Below are 410 nucleotides of genomic sequence, written 5' to 3' on the forward strand. Positions count from 1 at the left end.
GCTCGGAAACGATCTCGCGAGGGGAAAAAGTGGTCATTGCGTATCATTCTCCTGGCGGTCCAGGGCCATCAACAGTGCCCGGCCGTAATTCGTCGTTGTTTCGCCAAGTCCTTGAAAGCCCGCCTTGGTATAGGCTCTGATTGCGAATGCATTGTCAGGATGCGGATCGACCAGGATCCGCTGCGCGCCCTTTGCAAAGAGCATATTGCAGAACCCTATCATAAAGGCCGGTCCGTGACCCTTGCCTGCCAGTTCCTCGATGCCGATGAACTGGTCGATGCCGTAGGTGCCCTTCGGCTGACCGGCGAGCGCTTCATCGTCCACCTCGTCGAGATCGGCCGCCTGGATAAAGGCGAAGTCCTTTCCACTCAGCGTGACCATGAAGCAAGAGACGGAGGCCGCATCGATAT

General features: G+C 57.3%; 1 protein-coding gene. It reads right to left on the reverse strand.

What is annotated here, in order from left to right; translation table 11 throughout:
• Nucleotides 1-33: 33 nt before the first annotated feature.
• Nucleotides 34-410, reverse strand: a 377-nt coding sequence (locus FMM79_RS20135; RefSeq protein WP_148629308.1) for a GNAT family N-acetyltransferase, incomplete at its 5' end; no start/stop codon positions are given.

The sequence above is a fragment of the Novosphingobium sp. BW1 genome, from assembly GCF_008107685.1.
Lineage (GTDB): Bacteria > Pseudomonadota > Alphaproteobacteria > Sphingomonadales > Sphingomonadaceae > Novosphingobium.